Annotated in this window: 22 protein-coding genes, 1 tRNA gene and 3 pseudogenes; 13 read left to right on the forward strand and 13 right to left on the reverse strand. The window is 55.2% G+C overall.

What is annotated here, in order from left to right:
* Nucleotides 1-32: 32 nt before the first annotated feature.
* Nucleotides 33-239 (reverse strand): annotated as a pseudogene (locus BKD70_RS17455) (phage tail protein); the annotation flags it as partial.
* A gap of 428 nt (nt 240-667) precedes the next feature.
* On the opposite strand from BKD70_RS17455, the gene BKD70_RS17460 reads away from it, so the two are divergent.
* The 3 genes and pseudogenes from BKD70_RS17460 to BKD70_RS17465 all read left to right on the forward strand — a co-directional run.
* A complete protein-coding gene (locus BKD70_RS17460; protein ID WP_047275768.1) occupies nt 668-1,216 on the forward strand; it encodes a hypothetical protein in 549 nt (182 codons plus the stop codon).
* A gap of 440 nt (nt 1,217-1,656) precedes the next feature.
* A pseudogene (locus BKD70_RS24825) lies at nt 1,657-2,163 on the forward strand (IS3 family transposase); the annotation flags it as partial.
* A pseudogene (locus BKD70_RS17465) lies at nt 2,157-2,855 on the forward strand (tyrosine-type recombinase/integrase); the annotation flags it as partial. The pseudogenes BKD70_RS24825 and BKD70_RS17465, both read left to right, overlap by 7 nt.
* 129 nt (nt 2,856-2,984) lie before the next feature.
* Here BKD70_RS17465 and BKD70_RS17470 read toward each other — a convergent pair.
* A tRNA-Ser gene (locus BKD70_RS17470) sits at nt 2,985-3,072 on the reverse strand.
* Between the two features lie 123 nt (nt 3,073-3,195).
* Between BKD70_RS17470 and BKD70_RS17475 the strand changes: the two genes are divergently transcribed.
* From BKD70_RS17475 to BKD70_RS17510, 8 genes are all read left to right on the forward strand, one after another.
* A complete protein-coding gene (locus BKD70_RS17475) occupies nt 3,196-3,867 on the forward strand; it encodes a Bax inhibitor-1/YccA family protein (protein WP_047275770.1) in 672 nt (223 codons plus the stop codon).
* 109 nt (nt 3,868-3,976) lie between these two features.
* Entirely contained in the window at nt 3,977-4,369 is a 393-nt protein-coding gene (tusD, locus tag BKD70_RS17480) for a sulfurtransferase complex subunit TusD (RefSeq protein WP_047275771.1), read from the forward strand.
* A gap of 1 nt (nt 4,370) precedes the next feature.
* Nucleotides 4,371-4,733 (forward strand): sulfurtransferase complex subunit TusC, encoded by a 363-nt coding sequence (gene tusC, locus BKD70_RS17485; RefSeq protein WP_047275774.1) that lies wholly within the window; start codon nt 4,371-4,373, stop codon nt 4,731-4,733.
* Entirely contained in the window at nt 4,733-5,032 is a 300-nt protein-coding gene (gene tusB / locus BKD70_RS17490; RefSeq protein ID WP_047275776.1) for a sulfurtransferase complex subunit TusB, read from the forward strand. Before tusC ends, tusB begins: the two co-directional genes overlap by 1 nt.
* Nucleotides 5,029-5,364, forward strand: a complete 336-nt coding sequence (locus BKD70_RS17495; protein ID WP_047275778.1) for a TusE/DsrC/DsvC family sulfur relay protein — start codon at nt 5,029-5,031, stop codon at nt 5,362-5,364. The genes tusB and BKD70_RS17495 overlap by 4 nt, the downstream gene beginning before the upstream one ends.
* The gene (locus BKD70_RS17500; RefSeq protein WP_047275779.1) at nt 5,361-6,362 is read left to right on the forward strand and encodes a glycosyl transferase family protein; all 1,002 of its coding nucleotides are present in this window, start codon (nt 5,361-5,363) and stop codon (nt 6,360-6,362) included. The genes BKD70_RS17495 and BKD70_RS17500 overlap by 4 nt, the downstream gene beginning before the upstream one ends.
* Before the next feature lie 87 nt (nt 6,363-6,449).
* Nucleotides 6,450-7,448, forward strand: a complete 999-nt coding sequence (locus tag BKD70_RS17505; protein ID WP_047275781.1) for a glutathione S-transferase family protein — start codon at nt 6,450-6,452, stop codon at nt 7,446-7,448.
* 76 nt (nt 7,449-7,524) lie between these two features.
* A complete protein-coding gene (locus BKD70_RS17510) occupies nt 7,525-7,752 on the forward strand; it encodes a YheU family protein (RefSeq protein WP_047275783.1) in 228 nt (75 codons plus the stop codon).
* On the opposite strand, the gene csrA is transcribed toward BKD70_RS17510, so the two are convergent.
* A complete protein-coding gene (csrA, locus tag BKD70_RS17515) occupies nt 7,749-7,952 on the reverse strand; it encodes a carbon storage regulator CsrA (protein WP_047276187.1) in 204 nt (67 codons plus the stop codon). The two genes, BKD70_RS17510 and csrA, sit on opposite strands and share 4 nt — an antisense overlap.
* 170 nt (nt 7,953-8,122) lie before the next feature.
* A complete protein-coding gene (locus tag BKD70_RS17520; RefSeq protein ID WP_047275784.1) occupies nt 8,123-8,455 on the reverse strand; it encodes a YnfA family protein in 333 nt (110 codons plus the stop codon).
* Between the two features lie 207 nt (nt 8,456-8,662).
* Here BKD70_RS17520 and BKD70_RS17525 point away from each other — a divergent pair, with 207 nt between their 5' ends.
* Nucleotides 8,663-8,815: a DUF3309 family protein gene (locus BKD70_RS17525; protein ID WP_047275786.1), complete on the forward strand. Its 153-nt coding sequence runs from the start codon at nt 8,663-8,665 to the stop codon at nt 8,813-8,815.
* 66 nt (nt 8,816-8,881) lie between these two features.
* Here BKD70_RS17525 and BKD70_RS17530 read toward each other — a convergent pair whose 3' ends face one another.
* The 5 genes from BKD70_RS17530 to BKD70_RS17550 form a co-directional block, all read right to left on the reverse strand.
* Nucleotides 8,882-10,960 (reverse strand): LTA synthase family protein, encoded by a 2,079-nt coding sequence (locus BKD70_RS17530; RefSeq protein ID WP_047275788.1) that lies wholly within the window; start codon nt 10,958-10,960, stop codon nt 8,882-8,884.
* Between the two features lie 329 nt (nt 10,961-11,289).
* Nucleotides 11,290-12,162 carry a polyamine aminopropyltransferase gene (gene speE, locus BKD70_RS17535; RefSeq protein ID WP_047275790.1) on the reverse strand — a complete coding sequence of 291 codons (873 nt, stop codon included), beginning with the start codon at nt 12,160-12,162 and terminating at the stop codon, nt 11,290-11,292.
* A 204-nt stretch (nt 12,163-12,366) separates the two neighbouring features.
* Nucleotides 12,367-12,558, reverse strand: a complete 192-nt coding sequence (locus BKD70_RS17540) for a PLDc N-terminal domain-containing protein (protein ID WP_047275793.1) — start codon at nt 12,556-12,558, stop codon at nt 12,367-12,369.
* 83 nt (nt 12,559-12,641) lie between these two features.
* On the reverse strand, nt 12,642-13,172 hold the full coding sequence (locus BKD70_RS17545; protein ID WP_047275795.1) for a hypothetical protein: 531 nt from the start codon (nt 13,170-13,172) through the stop codon (nt 12,642-12,644).
* Between the two features lie 70 nt (nt 13,173-13,242).
* Entirely contained in the window at nt 13,243-13,776 is a 534-nt protein-coding gene (locus BKD70_RS17550) for an ankyrin repeat domain-containing protein (protein ID WP_047275798.1), read from the reverse strand.
* Nucleotides 13,777-14,101: 325 nt separating this feature from the next.
* Between BKD70_RS17550 and BKD70_RS17555 the strand changes: the two genes are divergently transcribed.
* Complete coding sequence (locus tag BKD70_RS17555; protein ID WP_047276189.1) at nt 14,102-14,380, forward strand: DUF3509 domain-containing protein; 279 nt, start codon at nt 14,102-14,104, stop codon at nt 14,378-14,380.
* 72 nt (nt 14,381-14,452) lie between these two features.
* Here BKD70_RS17555 and mtnC read toward each other — a convergent pair whose 3' ends face one another.
* From mtnC to BKD70_RS17575, 4 genes are all read right to left on the reverse strand, one after another.
* Entirely contained in the window at nt 14,453-15,136 is a 684-nt protein-coding gene (gene mtnC / locus BKD70_RS17560; protein WP_047275800.1) for an acireductone synthase, read from the reverse strand.
* Nucleotides 15,137-15,146: 10 nt separating this feature from the next.
* A complete protein-coding gene (locus tag BKD70_RS17565) occupies nt 15,147-15,692 on the reverse strand; it encodes an acireductone dioxygenase (RefSeq protein WP_047275802.1) in 546 nt (181 codons plus the stop codon).
* 96 nt (nt 15,693-15,788) lie between these two features.
* Complete coding sequence (locus BKD70_RS17570) at nt 15,789-16,409, reverse strand: methylthioribulose 1-phosphate dehydratase (protein WP_047275805.1); 621 nt, start codon at nt 16,407-16,409, stop codon at nt 15,789-15,791.
* Nucleotides 16,406-17,554 (reverse strand): MFS transporter, encoded by a 1,149-nt coding sequence (locus BKD70_RS17575; RefSeq protein ID WP_047275807.1) that lies wholly within the window; start codon nt 17,552-17,554, stop codon nt 16,406-16,408. The genes BKD70_RS17570 and BKD70_RS17575 overlap by 4 nt, the downstream gene beginning before the upstream one ends.
* Nucleotides 17,555-17,583: the final 29 nt, after the last annotated feature.

Below are 17,583 nucleotides of genomic sequence, written 5' to 3' on the forward strand. Positions count from 1 at the left end.
AGTTCTGGCAAATGGTGTCGAGCACGTCGCCGCTAGCTGTTCTGCAAGTCGTCGCCATAACGTACAAACTCCAAGGTAAAGCCCTGTTTACGCGGAATGCCGCCTTGCAGCAGGGCACTCTGTTCTTCTTCAATGTTTTTTAAACACCAGTTGCCCTGCACGTCGCCGTAGCCGGTGGTCAGGCCCAGCGGTTGAAGTTGGGCGGCAGCGCTGCGCAGGGTGTCGAGTTGTTTGATGCCTGAGGCAATCAAGAAGTTGAACGCCTCGGTGTCACACGATTTAAGCTGATTCGCCAGGCATTGCAGTACGTGGGCGTTTTTTTAGTCCTGGCGCTGAAATTGTGGCAATCACGTATGTAAACATGATGCATCTATGGGTGGAAAAATAGCAGCAGATACTTAAACCCCATGAAAGTCATGCAGTACAACCTGAACTAGTTACTTGAATCATAATCACCGTTGAAGCAGACTTCCTAGCTGACACCTTCCCACCCAAATTAAACCCAGGAAATACCTTCCCTCGCAAAGTGAAACGGCGCGTTGCATAGGGGCTATGCAAAAATGCGTTTGAGTTGACTGATGTGGAAGTAGATTGCTAACCTGCAAGGCGTTAGGGCACCTCGACATTATTACCTCTTGGCCCAATTTTTTCCGGGGGAGCAGACAAGGTGGTTGATTTTAAAAAAAACCTGAACGGCATAGCAACACGCATAAAAAGCACGTTCTCTTTTTTATTTTTAACTTTATTTGTTCCTATTTTTTTAGTGTGTCAAATAATAGAATTCAATGACGACGTGATTGACGGCTTTCAACTTACAGGCCTCGGAGTCATATCTGGACTGATCGTTCCTTATGTCTATTTCAAAATGCGCAGATTAATTTTTAATCATAAAAAATCCAACCCCCTAGATAAACTCAACTATCCCCAGCGCAAGCAAATACGTGAAGCCCCCTACATTTATATTATTTCTATTTTTGCCGGCCTTGTCGCAACGACTGCGCTCAACAACTGTTTCTCTGTCGCCGAGCGAACCGAGCAATTTAGGGTCGCAGGGTTTGGAACAAAACATTCAGGCAAATCCAGTTATCAATATGCAGTTTTGATAAGCGGCGATAAAAAAGTCATCTATCGTCTATCCAGCAGGGATAAATTCGAAGAGCAACAGCTTGTTGCAATAAGACTTAAAAAAGGAATTCTTGGGTATTGGCACCCATAAAAACATGATTCTTTACCAATATAACTGGCGTTTAGTTTGTGTTTTCAGTCTCTGAGCAACATCAAGAGCCATCGCAGGATGTGCCGAGAAGAAAGCACTCGACTCGAAAAGATTTAACCGGGCATACCGCAGTAGAACGCCTACCTAACGTGCATTGGTAGCTGCCAGCAGCTCTGATGAGGAAATCCTGTATTCGCGGTACTCGGCCATTTGGCTCGTTATAAAAGCGCTAGCGCACAAGCTTTTCAGGTTATGGGTGGCGCCTTAATAGACGTTCGCGGGGGCGAGCAGTTGTACCAATGCATCAAGAAGTGGCGGATATCGCGCTGGGCTTCTTGAGCCGTTCGGTAACCCGTGGTCAGTATCCACTCCGTTTTCAAGCTGCGGAATGAAACCGGACACCCATTTAGGCGAGACTGTTCGCCAGATCGAGGCCTCAGATGACCAAACAACGCCGTTCCTTTTCTGCTGAATTCAAACGCGAGGCTAGCGACCTCGTGCTCAAGCAAAACTACAGCTACATCGAAGCCAGCCGTTTACTCTGCGCCGTTGAGTTGATCAGGTTCAAAAGGAGCGCCAAGGCGTCACCTCGCAGAGCAATCGCTTACACAGGAACAGCAGAAAATCCAGGAGCTGGAAGCTCGGGTCGCCCGCCTTGAACGGGAAAAATCGATTTTAAACAAGGCTACCGAGCTCTTAATGTCGGAAGATCACGAGCGTACGCGCTGATCAATCAGTTGAGCGTCCATGAGCCGATTGATTGCCTGTGAAAGCAGCTCGGTCGGTTCAAAGTGCGTAGCCTGATGCGCGAGCTTGACCTCGTCAGTAAACAGCCCGGATCACATGCCTATAAAGGAGCGACGGTTGAACGGTTGGATATCCCGAACATATTGAATCGGGAGTTCGATGTTCCAGCATCCAACCAGGTGTGGTGCGGCGACATTACAGGGACGCCCGGACTGCCAAGGTTCGGGCCAACCGCGAGATCGCCACTTTGTCCCACGTGTTCAACATGGCCAGAGAGTGGGGCATCACCACCAAAGAGAATCCGTGCCAAGGCGTGCGAAAGAACCGCGAGAAACCGCGCGACTATTATGCCAACGATGTGGTGTGGGCTGCTGTATACAGCAAAGCGCCCCAGGAACTCAAAGACGCTATGGATCTGGCGTACCTGACAGGCCAGCGCCCTGCTGACGTGTTGATGATGCGCAAAGACGATGTAGAGGGTGGTTTCTTGATTGTCCAGCAGAATAAGACCGGGAAGCGACTCAGAATTCGCGTGAACTCTGACGGGCAAGTTAACAGCTTGGGAAAGTTACTCAGCCAGATTGCCGAACGTAATGCCAGGCTAGTAACCAGCTATTTGATTGTAAGCAAAACAGGAATACGCATGACCGCGACGATGTTGCGCAAGCGTTGGGATGAGGCGAGAGAATCAGCCAGAACATCCGCGATGATGGAAAACGATTCGTTATTGGCAAGCAAGATTGCCGCATTTCAGTTCAGGGATATCCGTCCCAAAGCAGCCTCTGAAATCGAAGATATTGGCGAGGCCAGTCTGCTGCTCGGGCACACGAAGGGAGATATTACGCAAAGGGTTTACAGGCGTATTGGAGCTACGGCTAACCCCTCTAAATGAGCTGAGTTATGGAACACATGCTAAAAAGTTTTGGAACACATCACCCAAAATCGTCTTTCAGCAACACCCTTTCCCAAACCCCAGAAACGACAAAGCCCGTCTAGGACGGGCTCTGTCGGTGTAGCAATATGGCGGAGGCGTAGAGATTCGAACTCTAGGACCTGTTACAGTCGACGGTTTTCAAGACCGTTGCCTTAAACCACTCGGCCACACCTCCTAACGTTGTTGCGGGCGCCATAATACCTGAACGAAACACGTTGTCAAACTCTCTTGATCGCTTGTTGCAGAGCCTCTGCTATGATCTTTGCTACTTAACATTTCAATACACAGGAGTATCGCCATGCGCGAACAGGATTACGCAGTTAATAACAGCGTGCAGGCCGAGCAGCTAGAGGTTAGCCGCGTCCTGCGCAACACTTACGGTTTACTGGCTTTAACCCTCGCTTTCAGCGGTGTGATGGCTTTCGTCGCGCAGCAGATGCGTGTCGGTTACCCAAACATTTTCGTTGTATTGATCGGCTTTTATGGTCTGTTCTTTCTCACCAACAAGCTGCGTGACTCGGCGTGGGGCCTGGTGTCGACGTTTGCACTGACGGGCTTTATGGGTTTCCTGCTCGGCCCGATCCTTAACCGTTACCTGGGTATGCAAGGCGGCGCTGAGGTCGTGGCTTCTGCCTTTGCGATGACGGCTCTGGTTTTCGGCGGCCTGTCTGCTTATGTGTTAATCACCCGCAAAGACATGAGCTTCCTGGGCGGTTTTATCACTGCGGGTTTCTTTGTACTGCTGGGTGCAACGCTGGCGAGCTTCTTCTTCCAGATCAGCGGGTTGCAGTTGGCTATCAGCGCCGGTTTTGTGCTGTTCTCTTCGGTCTGCATTCTGTTCCAGACCAGCGCCATCATTAATGGCGGCGAACGTAACTACATCATGGCGACCATTAGCCTATACGTGTCGATCTACAACCTGTTCATCAGCTTGCTGCAAATTTTCGGCATCATGAGCCGCGACGACTGATCCAGCAGTTGTTTGGCAAGAGCCCGCCTCGGCGGGCTTTTTGCTGCCTGGTGCAAGCATCTTGAGCCTAGTGGCTTTATCATTGCGCGAGTTTTGCAGAGAGCACCCCATGAAATTTGCTATCGCCCTATATTCTGCGGCCCATGCGCCCTCTTCCCGGCGAGCCCTGCGCTTTGCCGAAGCCGTTTTGGCTGGCGGACATGAAATTGTGCGCCTGTTCTTCTATCAGGACGGCGTGTATAGCGCATCGTGCAACATCGTAACGCCTCAAGATGAGCCTGATCTCGCCCAGCAATGGGCAGCTTTTGTGTCTGAACACCAATTGGATGGCGTGGTCTGCATTGCCGCCGCCTTGCGACGAGGTGTGCTGAATGAGGCAGAGGCCACGCGCTATCAGCGCTCTGCAGTGAATTTGACAGCGCCTTGGGATTTGTCCGGCCTCGGGCAATTGCACGATGCCATTCAGGCTGCGGATCGGCTGGTCTGTTTTGGAGGGGATTAAGATGCCCAAATCGTTACTGATTATCAGCCGACAAGCACCGTGGTCTGGCCTGGGCGCGCGTGAAGCCTTGGACATCGCGCTCGCGGGCGGCGCATTCGACCTCCCGATTGGGCTTCTATTCCTCGACGACGGCGTGTTTCAGCTGTTGCCTGAGCAACATCCCACCGCCCTTGAACAAAAGAACCTGACGGCCAATTTGCAGGCGTTGTCGATGTTCGGCGTAGACGATTTGTTCGCGTGCGACGCCAGCCTCCACGAGCGCGGACTCGCACCCACAGCGTTGGCCGTAGAAGGCGTGCAGACTTTGTCCACACAACAAATCAGCGCTCTCATCGCCCGTCATGACCAGGTGATAACCCTCTGATGTCGACCTTACATGTTTTGAGCCACTCTCCTTTTTCTGATACGCGCCTCGGAAGTTGCTTGCGTCTACTCTCGGCTATCGACGGCATTCTGCTCTGTGGCGATGCTGTTTATGCCCTCCAACCGGGCACCCTCCCTCGCGAGACGCTCGATAACATGAGCCCGGCACTCAACCTTTACGTGCTCGATGAAGACCTGCAAGCCCGTAACCTCCTGCCCCCGGAGTGGGCTACACGCGTCGACTACCCTGCATTTGTCGAACTGTCCCTTCACTATGACAAGGTCAACACCTGGCTATGACGGTCCTCACTCTCGACGGCAGATCCATTGAGCTGGATAAGGACGGTTATCTGGCCGACCTGAATGACTGGTCGCCCGAGGTGGCCACGGCACTGGCGGTGCAAAATGACATCGAGCTGACCCCGGAACACTGGGAGATTCTGCAGCTGCTGCGCAACTTCTATGAAGAGTTTCAGCTCTCGCCCGCCACGCGGCCCTTGATCAAATACACCGCGCTCAAACTGGGGGCAGAAAAAGGCAACAGCCTGCACCTCAATCGCCTGTTCAACGGCACCCCTGCCAAACTCGCCGCAAAACTGGCGGGCCTGCCCAAACCGACCAACTGCCTATGAACACCCCTGCTGCGCTGACGCTAACCACTCCCGCCGAACACCCTTTCGCTCAATTCGTACGCATTTTGGGCAAAGGTAAACGCGGCGCGCGCAACCTGACCCGTGAAGAAGCGCATGAAGCGATGGGCATGTTGCTCGACGAGAAAACTGAAGAGGCCCAGCTAGGCGCCTTCCTGATGCTGCTCAGGCACAAAGAGGAAAGCCCGCAAGAGCTGGCCGGTTTTGTGGACGCGGTCCGGGAACGACTGTCTGCGCCGACCATTCATGTCGATCTCGACTGGCCCACCTACGCGGGCAAAAAACGCCATCTGCCGTGGTACTTGCTTGCGGCAAAATGCTTGGCCCAGAACGGCGTGCGCATCTTGATGCATGGCGCAGGTGCTCATACGGCCGGGCGCCTTTACAGCGAGCAACTGCTCGACGAATTGAACATTGCGCTGTGCCGCGACTGGGCACAGGTCGAAAGCGCCTTGCAGCTGCACAATCTGGCCTTTTTCCCTTTACAGGACTGGGCACCTCAGCTGCAACACATGATCGATTTGCGCAACACGCTCGGCCTTCGCTCACCGATTCACTCATTGGCGCGCCTGCTTAATCCGCTCCACGCCCGCTGTGGACTGCAAAGCATTTTCCATCCGGGTTATCAAAGCGTGCACCGCGAAGCCAGCACGCTGCTGGGTGACACCTGCATCGTGGTGAAAGGGGATGGCGGTGAGATCGAGATCAACCCCGACTCGATCAGCCACCTGTATGGCACGGCTAATGGCCTTAGTTGGGACGAAGAGTGGCCGGCGTTATCGGCACAGCGGCACGTGAAACCCGCCTTTCTGGACACACTGCAACTCAAGGCCTTTTGGCGCGGGGACTTCGAAGACAGCTATGCGCAAAAGGCTCTGTTATCGACCATGGCCCTGGCTTTGCGCGGGCTGGGCACGCCCCGGGAACAGGCCTTCGTCATTGCCAAAACGTATTGGGAAAACCGCAACAAATCGATTTAACCGATGGGTTACGCCCACGTTTTGCGCTATTCGTTCGAACTCAGACCTTTAGACTGAACTCCAAAGCGAAACCGCCAGGAGCTTCACATGGGCTTATTAATTGATGGGCATTGGCATGACCAATGGTATGAAAGCAGCAAAGACGGTGCGTTCCAGCGAGAGCAGGCACAGCGCAGAAACTGGATCACGCCCGATGGCGCGCCCGGTCCAACCGGAATTGGCGGTTTCGCACCCGAGGCCGGTCGCTATCATTTATACGTTTCTCTGGCCTGCCCATGGGCCCATCGCACGCTAATAACCCGCACCCTCAAGGGCCTCGAACCCTTGATCGGCGTGTCCGTGGTGAGCTGGCTGATGCTGGAAAATGGCTGGACGTTTGATCGCGCTTACGGCTCCAGTGGCGACCACCTGAATAACGCTGACTTCCTGCATCAGCTGTATACACGCGACACGCCCGATTACACCGGCCGCGTCACCGTACCGGTACTTTGGGATACCCATCTAAAGCGCATCGTCAGCAACGAATCGGCGGATATCATTCGCATGTTCAATAACGCCTTTGACCCCCTGACGGGCAATCGACTCGACATGTACCCGACCGCATTGACGAACGACGTAGATGGCTGGAATGAACGTATCTACCCCGCCCTCAATAACGGTGTCTATCGCGCCGGTTTCGCCACGTCCCAAACGGCGTATGAAAGCGCCTTCGACGATGTGTTCAACGAACTCAACCACCTTGAACAGCACCTGGCAGAACATCGCTATCTAGCGGGCGTTTACCTGACGGAAGCCGACATTCGCCTGTTCACCACCCTCATCCGGTTCGACGCTGTCTACTACAGCCACTTCAAATGCAATGCGCGCAGAATCGACGATTACGCCAATCTGTCCAATTGGCTACGTGAGCTGTATCAATGGCCCGGTATCAGTGAGACCGTGAACTTTACTCACATCAAAGGTCATTACTACGCCAGTCACCGTACGATTAATCCCACGGGGATCATCCCCAAAGGGCCTGATCTGAGCCTTACCTCGGCCCACGACCGTGACCGCCTGAAGGGGCGCGGGATCTTCACTCGCTAGCGCTTGAGCACGTTTGAGTACTGGCACCGGGCGACGGGTGCCAGTAGCATCTGCGCATTGATCAAGAGAACCCCTCATGCTTATCCCCTACGACCAACTTGAACCCGACACACTGACTCACCTCATTGAAGATTTCGTCAGCCGTGATGGCACGGATAATGGCGACGACACACCTCAGGAAACCCGCGTACTGCGCGTTCGCCAAGCCCTGAGCAAAGGTCAGGCGGTGATTTTCTTTGACCTTGAAAGCCAGCAATGCCAGTTAATGCCCAAACATGCCGTGCCAAAAGAATTCTTCGATTAACGTTTGTGCGCAGTGTGAATGGATACCGCTGCGCCTTGCTGTTGACGAATACGTTCATAGACTTCAGCCCGATGCACGCTCACGTCTTTGGGCGCCTCTATCCCCAAGCGCACATGATTGCCATTGACGGCCACAATTCGGACCGTGATGTCCTGGTTGATTGAAATGTATTCGCCGACTGAACGGCTCAGAATCAGCATGGCGCTCATCTCTGCTTGATGGGTGGGCATCAAGACTGCATCGCGCAAAAACACGCTTCAATCCCTACAACAAAAAACATCCCCTCCCTACTTCTACAAAGAACAATTCCCACACCATAAAACCCAAAGCCCTACATGACTGCTCGTAGAGTCCCCTTCTGAACCGTCTTTCAAGCGCTGGTGAAACGCGGCCCCAGCAAAATGATGGTCGCGCCGATCACGCACAACCCCACCCCGACCCAATCGGTAGCCAGCGGCCTGACTTTTTCCACCGCGGCCAGCCATGCAATGGACGTGATGATGTAGATACCGCCATACGCGGCATAAGCGCGCCCTGCGTAGGCGGCTTCGACTTTGGTCAGCAGCAAGGCAAACAGGGCCAGGCTCAACATGGCAGGCACCATCCACCACGCACTCTTGCCCTGACGCAACCACATCCAGAAGCCATAACAACCGGCAATCTCAAACAGGGCCGCTAAAAAAAAACAGACATAGTTGAGCATGTTTAACCTCGAGCAATCAGCAAGCGGGCCACCCTACCTGCGCGCCGGAACCCCGGCAATGCCTGAATTTTTGAATCAACTTAAATAAGTTTGAATTAATCCCGTCTCGACGCAGTCGGACGTTATAAGCACTGCCCACCCTTGTTTCCCAAGCAGCGCTCCCTGACACCTTGCTTGTTGCTTGATCCCATTAATAAGGAATTCACCATGACCACGATTCTTCTCATCATCCTGATTCTGCTGCTTGTTGGCGGGCTCCCCGTGTTTCCTCACTCGAAAAGCTGGGGTTATGGACCTTCAGGGATTATTGGTGCCGTACTGGTCGTCCTGCTGATTCTCTTGTTACTCGGCAAGATCTAGCGCTTTACCCTGCGCAACGCACAATAAAAAAGAGGCCCTCAGGCCTCTTTTTTATTGGGTGATGGCTTATTTGGGATCAGCCACACCGGCGGTGTTATCCAGCAGACTTTTGGTGGCCGTCTGCAGGAATGACTCCAGCTTTTGCTTGAGTTCGGCTTCGTGTGCAGAATCGTTCACCACCTTGGCTTCAGGGTTGGCACCCAACGTGTATTGCCACACTTTGGCCGGCATGTCCTTTGGCTGAACCAACAAGTGATCATCGCTGATGATAGCGACAGTCTGATCGCTGCCCGACGGCTTGATCACACCACTGCCCTTGTCGCCCGCAGGCAACGTCAACAGGTCGCGACCCCAGCATTGCTGGCGGAATTCGCCGCCCAGGCGGCCCATGATGGTTGGCACGATATCAACTTGAGTCCCCACGATGTCGCTGCGTGGACCGAATTTTTCCTGAATCCCCGGCCCGATGAACAGCAATGGGACGTTGAAGCGGCCCAAGTCCATTTCAGAGATTTGCTGCTCGTTACCAAAGCCATGGTCACCGACGACGACAAACAGGGTTTCCTTGAAGTACGGCTCCTTACGGGCCTTTTCAAAGAACTGGCCCAACGCCCAGTCGGAGTAGCGCATGGCCGTCAAATGCTCATTCAACGAGCCGCGATCCGTCACAGGCTCAACCGGCAAGGGGGTCGGCAACGCATACGGCGTGTGGTTGGACAAGGTTTGCAGCAGTGCGTAGAAAGGCGCTTTGCCCTCACGCTTTTTCAGCTCTTCAAGACCCCGGTTGAACATGTCCTGATCGGACACACCCCATGTAGGATCAGAGAACACAGGATCAACGAAATCGTTGCGCCCTACGAAGGTAGTCATGCCCTGATTGCTGAAGAAACCGGACTGGTTGTCCCAGGCAAAGTCGCCGTTATAGACATACACATCATCAAAATTGCGGGCGCCCAGCAGTTCCGGCAAGCCCGAGAGCTTGTGGCTGCCTTCCGGCGTCTGCATCAGGTATTCAAAACCCGGCAGGTTCGGGAAGCACGCCATCGTGGCAAACATGCCTTGGTGGGTGTGCGTGCCGTTGGAGAAAAAGCGCTCAAACAACAGCCCCTCTTTCGACAGATTGTCGAAGTAAGGCGTGATATTGCCCGGGCGGCCCAGCGCACCAACCGAGTGGCCAGCAAAGCTTTCCATGAGGATAACCACCACGTTCTTGATCGGCAGCGTTCGCTCCGCAGGTGGCGTGGTGTCGCGACGCACGGGGGCCGTATCCGGATCGACCAGCTTGTCGTGTTCGGTTAGCAGCATGTCACGCACAGTGCCCACTGCGACGGGATCTTCAAGCGTGGCCTTCCAGATGTTGGTGCGCTCGTCAGAGAACCGGCTCTTCGCTGCGGCGATCAAAGAAAGCGAACCATTGAGGCCCAACTGGTTAGCGAAATTGGAATCGGTGGTGTAAGCATCGCCCCAACGCAGCGGAGGGCCTTGACGCAAGGTGCCACGTGCGGCAACCACACACACCAACAACACCACCACAAACACGGCAATCCGCGCATACCACGGAGCGGCTGCACGAACAGCACCAGTACCGGCAGCCGGCAGTGCCGGACGCGTGGCGCGGTCAACCCCGCGGAAAGCGAAGTACAGCACCCCGGTGCCCACCGCCCACGCCAGCAAGTAACGCACTACCGGGAAGCCATACCACAGCATGCTCATCACGGTTTTCGGGTCTTCCTTCACGTACTGGAAGACCAAGCCGTTAAGCCGTTGATGGAACTCTCGGTAGAAGTCCATCTCCATCAGGCCCAAAAACAGTGCCAGACTCGATGCAGCGGTCAACCAGAAGCGCATCACGCCGCGCTGGGCCATCGCTTTTACGCTGAGCAAGGCCAACAGCAACGGGATGCTGAGGTACACCACGATCCGCAGGTCAAAGCGCAAGCCATTGGCGAACGCTTCCAGAAAAGTCGACGCGGGGGTGTCGAGGATCATTTCCCGGTTATAAACCAGCAATGCAACCCGCAGCAGGGTAAACATCACCATCATGACCAACGCGCATAACAGCGTAAAAGCCAGATGCGATTTGACGGTCGGTTGCAACCCACGCATTCCAGCGTTGGGTTGTCTTAGGGCGTCCGGGTTTGCCATGTCGTTTTAGGACCCATTGATTCGGTTGGTGTGACATCGAGTGCGCATCTTGCGCCCTGGCAACGCTGCCGCGAGGCAGTGCCGTGGGGTGTACATGCGCGGTGGGCAAATGTTGCACAATCGCCTGTGGTTGAACACTGGCGAGGTGCGGGTGCAGCGCAGAATCAGACTCCGGGGCGTTGCGAAAGCATCATTCCAGAGCCCTTCAAGCAAGACGATGCGCGTTAATACTGGCGCGGATTCTCTTAAATGAAACGTGAAAATTTTGTTTAAAGCATATTTTGAAACACAAGAAAGGGCCTTTCGGCCCTTTCTTGTGTTTCAGCTTTTTAATCGTTACTTGCTTTATTGATGGCCTGCAACACGTACTGCGGCATGGCAAATGCTCCGATGTGAACCTCGGGATTGTAGTAACGCGTCACGATCCCGCTGCCTGCGAACCGCTGACGCAAAGTTTCAAGCGGGAGCTTGCGGTAGGCACTGTCGGTGGAGCCCCAGGCGAAGGTCATCGCGCCACCAATGTAGGTCGGCACGGCAGCCTGATAAAAATGCCAGTCAGCAAAGAGACTGCGCAGGCGCCCGGCCGTGGTTTTCACTTCTACGATTTGCATGAACGGCGTCCCGTTTTGCGTGACCAGCACACCGCCTTCATTCAGGCAACGATGGCAAGCTTGGTAGAAGTTCTCCGAAAACAGCACTTCGCCCGGACCGATCGGGTCGGTGGAGTCCGAGATGATGACGTCAAATTTTTCTTCGGTGGTGGCCACAAAACGCATGCCGTCGTCGATCACCAGGTTGAGACGTGGATCGTCGTAGGCGCCGTTGGAGTGGTTGGGCAAAAACGTTTTGCACATGTCCACTACGGTGCCGTCGATCTCGACCATGGTGATGTGCTCGATGCCGCGGTGCTTGGTCACTTCCCGTAGCATGCCGCCGTCGCCGCCGCCGATGATCAGTACGCGCTTGACCGAACCGTGGGCCAGGATCGGCACATGGGTGAGCATTTCGTGGTAGATGAATTCATCGGCTTCGGTGGTCTGGATGACGCCGTCCAGAGCCATGACGCGCCCCATCACCGGATTTTCGAAGATCACCAGGTGCTGGTGGTCGGTGCGCACTTCGTGCAGCAACTTGTCCATGCGAAAGCGCTGGCCGTAGCCCTGGTACAGCGTTTCGAGATAGTCGGTTTTAACTTCGGTCATGGGAAGTCCCCTTGAATGCTGGTGGCAACGGACGGTCACCCGCCCATGATCGACAGTCAAACTGCACGCCGCAGCGCGGCACACACGTTCAATTGCCCAAGAAAGGCGCGCATTCTACTTCGGGGAAGATGACAGGTCGAACCTTGAGGCGGACAAACACCCTGAACTGCCGCATTTTTTGTGCGGCAGGTCACTCAATGCAGGTTAAACCCTGACATTGCCGCGCGGGCCAGCAATGGCCCAGATCACCAGCCCCAATACCGGCAGGAAGATAATCAGCAACACCCAGAGGATTTTCATCCCGGTTTCAGCGCCACTTTTCAGCACGTTGATGATGGCCCAGATATCCAGAGCCAGAATGATCAGGCCAATCAGGCCGTTGAACGTGGAACCCATGATGACGCTCCTGAGTGAAGGGCTTGTTCCCTTAGGATAGTCAGTGCTTTCAAGGGTTCCGTTATTTATTCAATCGCGGGTGGTTAAACGTGAACCGCCACTTTCAGGGCTTCGAGCGACGGCTCGGCCTTGATGCCGACCTCGGCACATAATTGAAGTACGCGCTGTACGTCATTGCCATAGACCAGCACGACCTGAATCTCGTCATCCAGCGGCTGGCTGAGGTTCATCAGCACATAACCACCGTTCTCCGGGTTCATGCTGCCCATCTGGATTTGAATACGGTTCAAAGCAGTCAAGGGCTTGGTCTTGGCCAACTGCTTGGGCTTGATATTGAACGCCACACCGGGGCCGAAAGACGCCACGATCTGAGCGAAAACATCCATGTAGGTGTCTGCCTGAAACAACACGGTCTCAGGCAGGCTGCCAATCACCACCCACTCGCCCAGCGGAATCGGGAAGGTCTCGTCGTAGTTGATATCCGGATTGTTAGCCAGAAACCCCTCAGGGTCGGCGTAAGCCTGGGCCGCTTCATCAGCGATCTTGACGATTTCGTCCTCGCCCATGCACCCCGAGCTGATTTTGCTGATGAGTTCAACGAGTGTGGTTTTCATGGGCACGGCCTGTCGCAGGGAAATTTGAGGGCGCGCAGGATATATCAATTGCGGCCCTCAAGGCAGGGCATCAGCCCAACAGCTTTTCAAGTTGAGCCGCCGAGTCGGTCGCACCCATGGTTTTGGCCGCATCCAGTGCGGTGATGCCATTGGCATCCTTGGCTTTTGGATCCGCCCCTTTGCTGATCAAGTAGTCAATGATCTCAGTACGGTTGAACATCGCCGCCATCATCAACGCCGTGCGTCCGTCAAACGACGCACCTTCAATGTCGGCACCGTTCTCGACCAATGTTTTGACCATCTCCAGATTGCCTTTGAACGCAGCACCGGCAATCGGGCTCTGGCCATTGTCATTGCGCACTTCAGGGTCGGCCTTGTGTTCGAGCAGCACTTTCACTGCATCCACATGCCCGTGGTAACTGGCGAGCATCAGCAGGGTGTCGCCCTTGTGATTGCGCAGGTTCGCCGGCAAGCCTTTGCTCAGCAGCGCGGCCAGCATGGCGGCATCCCCTTCGCGGGCTTTGTTGAATACCTGTTCGGCAAAATCGGCTGCTTCTTCCGGGGTCATCTGCCGTGGTTGATCGGCTGCGGGGGTGTCTGACATTTGAGGCTCCAGATGCGCTACAAAAAGAACGTAGTTTCCTGAGACGTGCCGGGCATGTCATCCCTTTTTTACGCAAAGAGGCGATAGGCAAAAATCATCACCCGCGGTTTTCTCTTTAGTAGAAACCAGGCCCGCCTTAACCCCTGCGCAAATTGGGCAAAATGCAGGATGCACGATGGCCATTCATGCAGAATGCACGACAGGGGTATTTTGATACATCTTCAACCTATTGATTTATAAGGATTTTTTAAAAAACCAATAGTGGCACAATCACTGCAATACCTACTCCATGCAAGCCCTTCATGAGCTAATGGAGCTGAAAGACATGAGCATGATTCAAGAAAAATTCGCATCGCTGTTCTCGAACTACACCGTCACCACCAAAGCCCGCCCGGATGGCGGTGTGTTGCTGACGCTGTGTGACAGTGATGGCAAGCAGACCCAGCGCTCTATTTCTTACGCTCAACTGCACACCGCCGAGCAACTGACGTGGGTGATCAGCGCAATTCGTCGCGACCTCGCGGGCCAGGCCAGTGAACTGCCGACAATTTCGCTGCTGCAAAGTCAGAACCGCTTTGCACTGCCGACCTATCACAACGCTTGAGCAACGCCCTGAACGCAAAAGCCAGCACACGCTAATACAGCGCCTGCTGGCTTTTTTATTGCGCCGCTGTCTTCACACCAATGGCGGATCGATCTCGGCGAAACTGCGCACGGTTTTGTGCCCCGCCAGCTCGCCTCCGTCACGCGCCAGGCCGCACGTTTGCATGCCCGCTTGTTGCGCGGCATCAAGTTCTTCGACAATGTCGGAGAGAAACAGAATTTTCCCCGCCGGACAGCCTATGGCTTCAGAGATGTGGCGATACGATTGCGCTTCGCGCTTGGGCCCGGAGGTCGTGTCGAAGTAGCCACTGAACAACGGCGTCAGGTCGCCCGCCTCCGAGCAACCGAAAATCAGTTGCTGCGCCTGAATCGAACCCGACGAATACACGTACAGCGCATACCCTTGATCGTGCCAGGCCTTGAGCGCCGCCACGGCATCGGGGTAGACGTGCCCTTTTAACTCGCCCGCTTCATAGCCCTGCTTCCAGATCATGCCTTGTAACGCCTTTAGCGGCGTGGCCTTGCGATCTTCGGCGATCCATTGCTGCAGAATTTCTATCACCCGCTCCACGTCGGCCTCGGGTTCACCGCTGTCCAGGCGCACAGCCCCCAGTTGCATCGCGACTTGCGGGTCTTCTGCATGCTCGCGAATAAAGGCGGGCAGGTGTTGGGCTGCGTAGGGAAACAACACGTCGAAGACAAAACTCACTGCGCTGGTGGTGCCTTCAATATCGGTCAGGATGGCCTTGATGGGCATGCGAGATTCCTTAATCTTCGAGGCGCGGGAAACGGCTGGCGATGTCTTCACCGGTAAAATTGGCGACCCAGCCTTCAGGGTTATTGAACAGGCGGATGGCGACAAAATGCGGGTGCTCACCCATGTCAAACCAGTGTGGCGTGCCTGCCGGGACAGAAATCAGATCATTCTTTTCACACAACACCGCGTACACGTAGTCATCGATGTGCAAGGTAAACAGACCACGGCCAGCCACGAAAAAACGGACTTCATCTTCTGCGTGGCGATGCTCGTCGAGGAATTTGGCGCGCAATTCTGCTTTTTGCGGATGATCGCTGTTGAGGCTGATCACATCGACCGTGACGTAGCCCCGCTCGCTCATCAGCTGATCGATCTGCGAACGGTAGGCGTTGATCACCTCTTCCTGACTGGCCCCCGGCTGGATAGGCGTTGCCGCTTGCCAGCGGTCAAAACGCACGCCCTGCTCGGCGAGCGTGGCGGCGATGTCATCAACGTGGGTCAATACCTTGTTCGGCAGCTCAGGGCTTGAAACGTGATAAACAGACAAACTGCTCATAAAGGGTAATTCCTCGGCTACGGCACGCTTTGAGCGTTTACACACGGGTCAGCGTGCCGTTCAAATCAGGGGACAGCGCTTGCGGGCCACGTTGCCTCAACGGTGGAGCACGGCGCGGGTTTTCAGTTCACATTCAAACAAAAACTCAAAGGCTTCGATCTGGCGCAGGGCGTCGCTCATGCGCGGCCCCCACGTGTAGAGACCATGCCCGCGAATCAGATAGCCCACGCAGTCGGGGTGCGTATCCAGCCAGGGCTGAACGTTGCGTGCCAGGCGAGTGATGTCCTGATCGTTATCGAAGATCGGCACGTGCACACGCGAGGCGTGAGTCGACACCCCGCTGAACGCTTTTTGCAGTTCGTAATCTTCAAACGTGATGCTGTCGCCAGGCGTCAAGCGCGAGAGCACGGTCGCATTCACCGAGTGGGTATGCAGCACCGCTCCAATGTCTGGGCGCCAGTTATACAACTGGGTGTGCAGCAGGGTTTCAGCGGACGGTTTTTTGCCGGGCTCGAGGCTGTTGCCCGCCATATCGGTGGCCAACACGTCATCAAGGCCCAATTGGCCTTTGTGTTTACCCGATACCGTCAGCAGCGCTTCGCTGGCCGAGAGCCGGGTGGAATAGTTGCTGCTGGTGGCTGGCGACCAGCCGCGGCCATATAAAAAGCGCCCGGCGTCAATGATTTCCAGGCTCAGGTGTTCACGGGTAAGGCTCATGGCCTGTCCTCTTGCAGTCGAGTGGCAATGATAACGGCTGCGGCCAGCGCTGCGACGCTGGCCATACTAAAGGTGATAGTCGGGCCGAGGGTGTTCCAGGCATATCCGGCGTAGAGCGCCCCTGCTGCGCCGCCGACCCCGGCCAGTGTCGCGTACAGGGCTTGTCCCTGACCTTGCTGGCCCGGCCCGAAACTGCGTTGAACAAAGGTCATGGCGGCTGCATGAAAACTGCCGAAGGTCGCCGCGTGCATGAGCTGAGCCAGCAACAGCAGCCAAAAGTGCTCGGCAAACGAACCCAGCAACAGCCAACGCACCCCTGCCGTGAGAAAACTGAACAGCAACACGCGGCGTACCGAAAAGCGCAGGAGAATGCGGCGCATGGCCATGAACATCAGCACTTCGGCCACCACCCCCAACGCCCACAGCAACCCGATCATTCCACGGCTGTACCCCAGGGATTCAAGGTGCAGGGTCAGGAAGGTGTAATACGGGCCATGGCTCATTTGCATCAGGGCCACACACGCATAAAAAGCCAGCACACCGGGGCTGCGCAGCTGCTTGAAAAAACCGTCCGCCAGCACCTTGCGATTGCCGCTGGAAGGTTGCGCATTCGGCACCCACAGGCTGCACAGCACAATCGCGGCCATGACCACGACCAGCGTCACCGGGTACACGTCCAGGCTCAACCCTTCAAACACCCGGCCCAGAATCACCACCGTCAGGATGAAGCCCACCGACCCCCACAGGCGGATCTGGCTGTAGCGCTCGGGTTGCTCACGCAGGTGGGCAAAGGTGATGACTTCAAATTGCGGCAGCACCGCGTGCCAGAAGAACGCATGCAAAGCCATGACCAGCGCCAGCCACGCGTAACTTTTACTGACAAAAATCAGGGCAAAACTGAACAAGGTGCAGAGCGCACCCACGCGCACGATCAGCAGACGCTGACCGGTGTAATCCGCCAGCCAGCCCCACAGGTTGGGGGCTACGCAGCGCATCAGCATGGGAATGGCCACCAGTTCGCCGATGCGCGCACTGGAAAACCCGAGGTGATGGAAGTACAGCGCCAGAAATGGCGCTGTGGCTCCCAGCAAAGCGAAGTAAAAAAGATAGAAACCGGACAAACGCCAGTAAGGAAGTGTCGCCACCGTCGTCAGACCGTGGCGCTCAACAGCCC

This window comes from Pseudomonas sp. BS-2016 (assembly GCF_001806145.1).
GTDB classification, from domain to species: domain Bacteria; phylum Pseudomonadota; class Gammaproteobacteria; order Pseudomonadales; family Pseudomonadaceae; genus Aquipseudomonas; species Aquipseudomonas lundensis.

What these genes read in the sequence shown, in the direction of transcription:
- BKD70_RS17475 (WP_047275770.1), top strand. Translation starts at nt 3,196, where the DNA reads ATGCGCGAACAGGATTACGCAGTTAATAACAGCGTGCAGGCCGAGCAG.
- tusD (WP_047275771.1), top strand. Translation starts at nt 3,977, where the DNA reads ATGAAATTTGCTATCGCCCTATATTCTGCGGCCCATGCGCCCTCTTCC.
- tusC (WP_047275774.1), top strand. Translation starts at nt 4,371, where the DNA reads ATGCCCAAATCGTTACTGATTATCAGCCGACAAGCACCGTGGTCTGGC.
- tusB (WP_047275776.1), top strand. Translation starts at nt 4,733, where the DNA reads ATGTCGACCTTACATGTTTTGAGCCACTCTCCTTTTTCTGATACGCGC.
- BKD70_RS17495 (WP_047275778.1), top strand. Translation starts at nt 5,029, where the DNA reads ATGACGGTCCTCACTCTCGACGGCAGATCCATTGAGCTGGATAAGGAC.
- BKD70_RS17500 (WP_047275779.1), top strand. Translation starts at nt 5,361, where the DNA reads ATGAACACCCCTGCTGCGCTGACGCTAACCACTCCCGCCGAACACCCT.
- BKD70_RS17505 (WP_047275781.1), top strand. Translation starts at nt 6,450, where the DNA reads ATGGGCTTATTAATTGATGGGCATTGGCATGACCAATGGTATGAAAGC.
- BKD70_RS17510 (WP_047275783.1), top strand. Translation starts at nt 7,525, where the DNA reads ATGCTTATCCCCTACGACCAACTTGAACCCGACACACTGACTCACCTC.
- csrA (WP_047276187.1), bottom strand. Translation starts at nt 7,952, where the DNA reads ATGCTGATTCTGAGCCGTTCAGTCGGCGAATACATTTCAATCAACCAG.
- BKD70_RS17520 (WP_047275784.1), bottom strand. Translation starts at nt 8,455, where the DNA reads ATGCTCAACTATGTCTGTTTTTTTTTAGCGGCCCTGTTTGAGATTGCC.
- BKD70_RS17525 (WP_047275786.1), top strand. Translation starts at nt 8,663, where the DNA reads ATGACCACGATTCTTCTCATCATCCTGATTCTGCTGCTTGTTGGCGGG.
- BKD70_RS17530 (WP_047275788.1), bottom strand. Translation starts at nt 10,960, where the DNA reads ATGGCAAACCCGGACGCCCTAAGACAACCCAACGCTGGAATGCGTGGG.
- speE (WP_047275790.1), bottom strand. Translation starts at nt 12,162, where the DNA reads ATGACCGAAGTTAAAACCGACTATCTCGAAACGCTGTACCAGGGCTAC.
- BKD70_RS17540 (WP_047275793.1), bottom strand. Translation starts at nt 12,558, where the DNA reads ATGGGTTCCACGTTCAACGGCCTGATTGGCCTGATCATTCTGGCTCTG.
- BKD70_RS17545 (WP_047275795.1), bottom strand. Translation starts at nt 13,172, where the DNA reads ATGAAAACCACACTCGTTGAACTCATCAGCAAAATCAGCTCGGGGTGC.
- BKD70_RS17550 (WP_047275798.1), bottom strand. Translation starts at nt 13,776, where the DNA reads ATGTCAGACACCCCCGCAGCCGATCAACCACGGCAGATGACCCCGGAA.
- BKD70_RS17555 (WP_047276189.1), top strand. Translation starts at nt 14,102, where the DNA reads ATGAGCATGATTCAAGAAAAATTCGCATCGCTGTTCTCGAACTACACC.
- mtnC (WP_047275800.1), bottom strand. Translation starts at nt 15,136, where the DNA reads ATGCCCATCAAGGCCATCCTGACCGATATTGAAGGCACCACCAGCGCA.
- BKD70_RS17565 (WP_047275802.1), bottom strand. Translation starts at nt 15,692, where the DNA reads ATGAGCAGTTTGTCTGTTTATCACGTTTCAAGCCCTGAGCTGCCGAAC.
- BKD70_RS17570 (WP_047275805.1), bottom strand. Translation starts at nt 16,409, where the DNA reads ATGAGCCTTACCCGTGAACACCTGAGCCTGGAAATCATTGACGCCGGG.